Here is a 6879-nt window from a genome sequence, read left to right on the forward strand (position 1 = left end):
ACGGGCGGGATTCTCGGAGGTCGATTTTGGCGAGCTACGGCGAGCGGCCCGGGTGGCGGCGGGCGCGGCGGACCCTGTACGTGGTGCTGGGCCTGGGCATGTTCATCCCGGTCGCGGCGTTCGTCGTGGCGTACTTCATGGTCGACGTTCCGGACCCGAACGCGCTGGCCGCGAGCCTGAACCAGCCGGTGACGCTGTACTACGCCGACGGCTCGACGCTGTACACGAAGTCGACCGAGGGCGCGCACGCGGTCGTGTCGTGGGACCAGATCCCGCAGACGATGAAGAACGCGCAGATGGCCGCCGAGGACGAGACGTTCATGACGAACTCGGGCTTCGACCTCAAGGCCATCCTGCGCACGGTCTACAACCGGCTGACCGGCGGCACCGGCGGTGGTTCGACGATCGGCCAGGAGTACGTCAAGAAGGCCACCGGCAACGACGACGCGACCCTGAAGCGGAAGTTCGTGGAAATGGTCGAGTCGTACAAGATGACCCGTACCTACTCCAAAGAGGACATTCTCACCGCATACCTCAACACCGTCTACTTCGGACGCGGGGCGTACGGGATCTCGGCCGCGGCGAGGGCGTACTACAACGAGGACGTGAGCAAGCTGACCACGGAGCAGTCGGCGCTGCTCGCGGGCCTGGTGCAGCTGCCGGGGCAGGCGGACAACACCGCGTACCAGCAACGGCGCTACAGCTACGTGATGGGGCGCCTGCTGGCCAACCACTGGATCACGCAGGCCGAGTACGCGTCGGCGCAGTTCCCGGCCCCGGTGCCGAACGGCGCCAAGAACGGCGGTCCGAACCTCGCGGACCGGCAGTACATCGTCTCCGAGGCCTTCGCCGAACTCGCCGCCGCGGGCTACTCCGAGCAGTCGCTGACGGCGTCGGGCGCCAAGATCTACCTCACCATCCAGCCGGACGCGCAGCAGAAGGCCGAGCAGGCGGTGCAGAAGATCATGGCCGCCGACACCGCGTACCCGGACGAGGGCAGCGCGCTGGTGTCCGCGAACCCGCAGACCGGCGAGATCCTGGCCTACTACGGCGGGAACGGCTCCACCGCCTACGACCTGGCGACCACCCCGCAGCAGCCGGGTTCGTCGTTCAAGCCGTACGTTCTCGCGGCCGGGGTGCGGGCACAGCCGGACAAGATCGGCCTGGACACGGTCTACGACGGCAGCGACAACCAGACGATCGCCGGGCAGCTGGTGCACAACTCCGACGGCGAGGGCTCGCCGCAGATCACCGTCAAGGACGCGATGACGCAGTCGGTGAACACGGTGTTCTACCGGATGGGCGCGGACGTCGGCGTTTCCGCGGTGCGGCAGGCGGCGTGGGACGCCGGGATCCCGAAGCAGATCACCACGTCGCTGGGTGCCACGTTCGATTCGCTGCAGAACGACGACCCGGCCACGGGCAAGGGCACCGGCACGACCGAGCTGGGCATCGCGATCGGGCAGTACCCGGTGCGGCCGCTCGACCAGGCGCAGGGGTACGCGACGTTCGCGGCGAACGGGATGTACGTGCCGTTGCACCTGGTCGCGCGCGTGACCGACGACAGCGGCAACCCGGTGTACGGCTTCACGACGGCACCGAAGAAGGCGTTCAGCGACGACGCGGCGACGAACTCGGCGATCGCGTCGATCGTGACCCAGTCGATGACCGACGTGGCGTCGTCGTCCGGGGACGGGCTGTCCGGCGCGCGGCCGAACGCCGCCAAGACCGGGACGGCGCAGTTCGGGAACACCGGGCACAACTCCGAGGCGTGGATGGTCGGGTTCACGCCGCAGGTGGTGACCGCCGTGTGGTTCGGCAACGTCAAACAGCCGGCGCCGATCTACGGCAACTACCACAACGGCAAGGGGCGCGAGCACGGGTACGACGTGTACGGACGGGAGGAACCGGGCTACATCTGGCAGGCCTACATGGACGCCTACCTGTCCGGGAAACCCGTGCAGTCCTTCCCGCAGGCACCGGACCTGACCACGCCCACGACAACCCCGCCACCGCCGCCGTCGACGAGCGAGGCGGTGCCGCCGCCCCCGCCGAGCAGCCCGAGCGAACCGCCCAGCCCGACGGAAACCCCGCCGAGCCGGCCGCGGCACCCGTTCCCGCCACCGCCGCCGACCTGCCTGCCGGGGGACTGCCCGGGGGAACAACCCTCCACGACGTCGGTTTCGCGGCACCACCCGGTGCGCTGAGCTACTGCCCCGGCGTGCGCTGGTGGAAGGTCAGCTGCCCGTCGGACGGGCCGGATTCGGACCAGCCGCCGGCGTCCGCCGTCCAGCTGCGGCCGTCGAAGGTGACGGTGTCGATCGCGAAGCGGGTCGCGTTCGCCACGAGCCAGCTCGCCAGTTCCCAGCCGGGCGCGAGGTCGTGGGCGCCGGTGAGGCGCGCCGTGCCCAGCTCCGCGTTCGCGACCGGCACCAGGTCGGCCGGGGCGCCGAGCACCAGGTCGTGGCAGGTGAAGGCGGCGGGCGCCTGGCCGGTGAGCGCGCCGGCGAGCGCCCGTGCCTCGGGCTCCCACCGCGCGTAGGCCTCCGGCAGGCCCGAGCGCTGCACCAGCTGGGCCGCCTCGGTCACGCTCAGGTCCGCCCAGTGCGGCTGGGCCCGCAGGCGCTGGTAGAACGTCGTCGCAGCGTACACCGGGTCGGTGACCTGGTCGTAGGTGCCCCAGCCCTGGCTCGGTCGCTGCTGGAACAACCCCGCCGAGTCACGGTCGCCGCCGGTGAGGTTGCGCAGCTTGGATTCCTGCAACGCGGTGGCGAGCGCGACCGTCACGGCGTGGTCCGGCATGCCCAGCCGCCCGCCGACGGCCGCGATCGTGGCGGCGTTCTGCGCCTGCTCGGGCGTGAGGCTGTAACCCGGCACCCCGCACGAGGGCGGCGGTGGCTGGCGCTGGGCGAGGACGAGCCAGGCCAGCCCGCCCCCGAGCACCGCGAGGACGAGCACGAGACATCCCCACCGGGCGAACCGCACATCCTTTTGTAGCAGGTCAGCGCACCGCGCCGGGCGGCAGGACCGCGTGCACGCCCCACGTCCGGTTCGCCACCTGCGTGACGCGCAGGTCCACCACGGCGCTCGCGAGTGCCAGTGCCGCACCGCGGGCGAGCCCGTGTGAAGCCTGCAGCCAGGTGACCATCGCGGCGAGCGCGTCCGCCATGGCGTCGTCCAGGTGCTCGGCGAAACCGAACGTGATCCGGCCCGCCGGGGTTTCGGCGTGGCAGCCCGGCACCGGCGCGGAGGGCAGGACGTCGAGCACCACCTCGACGGTCATCGGGCATTCGATCGCCGTGCCGCCTGCCTCACCGTCGCCCTGCGCCGCGTGGCCGTCGCCGAGGAGCAGGTGCGCCCCGGGCACGGTGACCGGCAGGTACAGCGTCGAACCCGCGACCAGTTCCCGGCAGTCGATGTTGCCGCCGCCCTCGGTGCGCGGCGGGATCGTCGAGTGCTCGCCCGGTTCCGCGGGCGGCAGCCCGACGACCCCGGGGAACGGCGAGAGCCGAACGGTGTGGCCGAGCTGGTTCCGTGCCGTACCGGATTCGGAATCCAGTTCCCACAGCAGCCACGTCGGTGGCTCGTCCGCCAGTCCGAGCCGTCGCGTCAGCCAGTTGTCCTTGCCACCCGCGACCGTCCAGCCCCAGTCGCCGGGCCGCACGGACTTCAGGTGCACGGCGAGTACGGTCCCCGGCTCGGCGCCTCGCACGGCGATTGGTCCCGTCAGGCAGTGGCCGCGGCGGGAGGGGAACATCTTCGGCCGGTCGTCGCCGGGGACGCGGTGCGGCTCCAGGTTGCCGTGGGCGTCGAGCGCCGACACGACCACCGTGTCGCCGGGATCCACCGTCAGCACCGGCGGGGTGTCGCGGCTGAACACGTCGGTCGTCGTCGCCGGGGTCGGATCGAGCCGGTGCGTCGTCACGGTTCCTCGGGGTTCCAGCTCAGCAGGCGCACGCGCCGCACGGTCTCCAGGTGCACGCGCATCGCCTCGACCGCGGCCCGCGCGTCCTGCGCGCGGATGGCGTCGGCGATCTTCGTGTGCTGCGCGAGGGACTGCGGCGGCCGGCCGGGCTGCTGCAGGGACTCGTGCCGCGTCTCGGCGATCTGGTCGGCGATGCGGGCCATGAAATCGGCGAGCAGCTCGCTGTGCGCGGCCGCGGTGACGGCGGCGTGGAAGCGGCGGTCCCCCTCCTCGCCGGGTTTCCCGTCGTCGATCTCGGCGCGCATCGCGGTCAGCGCGGCGTCGATCTCCGCGAGGTCGGCTTCCGTCCGGCGTTGCGCCGCGAGTTCGGCGAGCTTGGTCTCCATCGCCTCGCGGGCGTCCAGCACGTCCGGCAGGCGGCGCCGCCGCTCGACCAGGCGCGCCACGGGTTCGGGGTGCAGGCTGTCCGCGCGGAGGTACGTGCCGCCCCCGTGCCGGATCTCGACGAGCCCCTGCACCTCCAGCACGACTATCGCCTGCTTGAGGGAGGCGCGGCTGACGCGCAGCCGCTCGGCGAGGTCGCGTTCCGACGGCAGCCGGTCGCCCGCCTTGAGGCCCGCGGCGTCGGCATAGGCTCGCAGTTGCTCCACCACCTGCTCGTACAGGCGGGGCCGGCTCACCGGGCGCAGCGGATCGGACACAGCGGCCAGCCTAGTGGATCAGTGGTCCAGCCACCCCCATACTGGGCCGCGTGACCGAAGGAACCGGGACCGGGGAGCGCCACGCCTCCTGGCTGGAGCTGTTCTTCGACCTGGTGGCGGTGGCGGGCGTCGCGCAGCTGTCGCACCTGGTCCACACCACGCACTCCTGGGGCGACGCCGGGCTGTACGTGGTGTGCTTCCTCGCGTTCTGGACCGCCTGGATGTGCTTCACCGTCTACGGGAACGTGGCCGGTGGTGCCACGCGGGTGGCTCCCGTGTTCGGCGCGATGCTGGGGCTGGCGATCATGGCGGCCGCGGTCGAAGGCGTCGGCGGCGAGCACGCCAGGACCTTCGCCATCGCCTACGTCGCGGTGCGCGTGCTGGCGGACCGGGTGTGGCAGAGCCGTGACGTGCGGCGCATCGTCGTCGACTGGCCCGCCGTCCAGGTGGGCTCGGGGGTGGTGCCGTGGATCGTGTCGCTGTGGGCCGACGCGCCGTGGCGGTACGTGCTGTGGGCGCTGGGCCTCGCGCTCGACCTGGTGATCACGTTCCTGTTCGCGGGGGAGCGGGCGGTGGCCGGGTTCAACCGGAGGAGCGAGCAGCACCGCGGGGCACGCCCCGCGCCCCAGGCGCAGTTCGTGCACCTCGACGCCGCGCACATCGGGGAGCGCCTCGGCCTGTTCATGATCATCGTGCTCGGCGAGGGCGTGCTCGTGGTGACCGAGGCGATGACCGCCACCGAGCACTGGGCGGCCCCGCTGTACCGGACCGCGTTCGGTGCGCTGGCGCTGCTGGCCGCGCTGTGGGCGGTGATGCTGCGGCACGGTTCCGGCGGTGTGCCCTTCCTCGGCGGGCACGCGCTGCCCGCGCGCGTGATGCTGCCGCTGCACTGCCTCACCGCGGGCGTGGTCGTGGCACTGGCGAGCGGGCTCGGGGACGTCATCGGGCACGGGCCGCCCCCGGCGGGCACGCGGTGGCTGCTGTGCGGGGCCGTCGCCGCGCTGGGCCTGCTCGGGTCCGTGATGGGGCTGGTCGCCGGCCGCGGCGGCTGGTGGGCGCTCGCGGTCGCGTCGATCGCCGTGGCCGGGCCGGGGCTGGTGGGCTGGCTGGGCGCGGAAGGCAGCGCGGTGGTGTGGCTGCTGGTGCTCGTGGTGGTGGCGCAGGTGGCGGTGACGCGCTTCCAGCTGAGGGTTACGCGCCAGTAGGGTCAGCGGCGTGAGCGAGGAGCCCAGGGTGCGGCGGTGGTTGCGGGACGCCGACCGGCACGCGGTCGCCATCCGTGCCGCGCGAGCCGTGCGGCGGCTGGCGCCGGGGGCGGACGTCGTGGCGCTGCCCGGCTCGGACCGCCCGTCGGACCGCGTCGCCCGGCTGCTCGAAGAGGCGGGCGGCGGCAGGCCGAGCGCGGCACGGGAACTGGGGCTGGCGGCGGTGCGGACGTGGCAGGCGTTCTCGCGGCCGGGCGCCGCCGGTGGCGAGGTGACGATCCTGTTCACCGACCTCGTCGGGTTCTCCAGCTGGGCGCTCGACGCGGGGGACGACTCCGTCCTGCGCCTGCTGCGGGAGGTCGGGGACGTCACCGGCGCCGTGGTCTCGCGGCACGGCGGGAAGGTGGTGAAGTCCCTCGGGGACGGCGTGATGGCGGTGTTCCCGGCCGCCGGGGCGGCGATCGGGGCCGCGGCGGAGGCGTGCACCGCGGTCAGCGCGATCACGCTCGACGGCTACCGGCCGCAGCTGCGGGCGGGGCTGCACACCGGGCACCCGCGGCGCGTGCGCGGCGACTACCTCGGCGTGGACGTCAACGTGGCGGCCCGCGTCGCGGCCGCGGCCACGGCCGGCGAGGTGCTCGTCTCCGGTCGCGCACTGGCCACTGTGGACACTGCGGGTTACGTGGTCCGGCGTCGGCGCCGCTTCCGGGCGAAGGGCGCGCCACGGGACCTGGAGGTGTACTCCGTCGTGCCGCGCCACACGTGAGGCGGCGATGCCGGTTTAATGGGCGGCGGTGAACGGGGACGAACACGACGAAGGCCCGGCGTTCGGGGAGCTGCTCCGGCGGTACCGGCACGCCGCCGGGCTGACCCAGGCTGAGCTGGCCGAGGCTTCCGGCGTCAGCGTCCGCGCCCTGAGCAACCTCGAAGGCGTCCGTGCCCGCGCGGCGCAGCGCCTGTCGACCGAGGTGCTGGCCGACGAGCAGGGGCTGGAGGGCGCGGAGCGGGCCGGCTTCCTCGCCGCGGCGCGGGAAGGCAGGCGGCGCGG

The 6879-nt window shown here is 73.1% G+C and carries 7 protein-coding genes; 4 read left to right on the plus strand and 3 right to left on the minus strand.

What is annotated here, in order from left to right; all coding sequences use genetic code 11:
• The first annotated feature begins 26 nt into the window (after positions 1-26).
• Entirely contained in the window at positions 27-2207 is a 2181-nt protein-coding gene (locus ABFX51_RS25815) for a transglycosylase domain-containing protein (protein WP_346055177.1), read from the plus strand.
• A 1-nt stretch (position 2208) separates the two neighbouring features.
• Here the strand turns inward: ABFX51_RS25815 and ABFX51_RS25820 are convergent, their stop codons facing one another.
• From ABFX51_RS25820 to ABFX51_RS25830, 3 genes are read right to left on the minus strand one after another with little or no spacing between them, the layout of a single operon-like run.
• Complete coding sequence (locus ABFX51_RS25820; RefSeq protein ID WP_346055178.1) at positions 2209-2958, minus strand: hypothetical protein; 750 nt, start codon at positions 2956-2958, stop codon at positions 2209-2211.
• A gap of 43 nt (positions 2959-3001) precedes the next feature.
• Complete coding sequence (locus ABFX51_RS25825) at positions 3002-3925, minus strand: acetamidase/formamidase family protein (protein WP_346055179.1); 924 nt, start codon at positions 3923-3925, stop codon at positions 3002-3004.
• Positions 3922-4626, minus strand: coding sequence for a FadR/GntR family transcriptional regulator (locus ABFX51_RS25830; RefSeq protein ID WP_346055180.1), 705 nt, complete (start codon positions 4624-4626; stop codon positions 3922-3924). Before ABFX51_RS25830 ends, ABFX51_RS25825 begins: the two co-directional genes overlap by 4 nt.
• Before the next feature lie 50 nt (positions 4627-4676).
• Between ABFX51_RS25830 and ABFX51_RS25835 the strand changes: the two genes are divergently transcribed.
• The 3 genes from ABFX51_RS25835 to ABFX51_RS25845 form a co-directional block, all read left to right on the plus strand.
• Positions 4677-5831, plus strand: coding sequence for a low temperature requirement protein A (locus tag ABFX51_RS25835; protein ID WP_346055181.1), 1155 nt, complete (start codon positions 4677-4679; stop codon positions 5829-5831).
• A 10-nt stretch (positions 5832-5841) separates the two neighbouring features.
• A complete protein-coding gene (locus tag ABFX51_RS25840) occupies positions 5842-6597 on the plus strand; it encodes an adenylate/guanylate cyclase domain-containing protein (protein WP_346055182.1) in 756 nt (251 codons plus the stop codon).
• Positions 6598-6625: 28 nt separating this feature from the next.
• On the plus strand, positions 6626-6879 hold a 254-nt coding region (locus tag ABFX51_RS25845; RefSeq protein ID WP_346055183.1), incomplete at its 3' end, for a helix-turn-helix transcriptional regulator.

It is taken from the genome of Amycolatopsis dongchuanensis, from assembly GCF_039542405.1.
GTDB lineage: Bacteria > Actinomycetota > Actinomycetes > Mycobacteriales > Pseudonocardiaceae > Amycolatopsis_E > Amycolatopsis_E sacchari.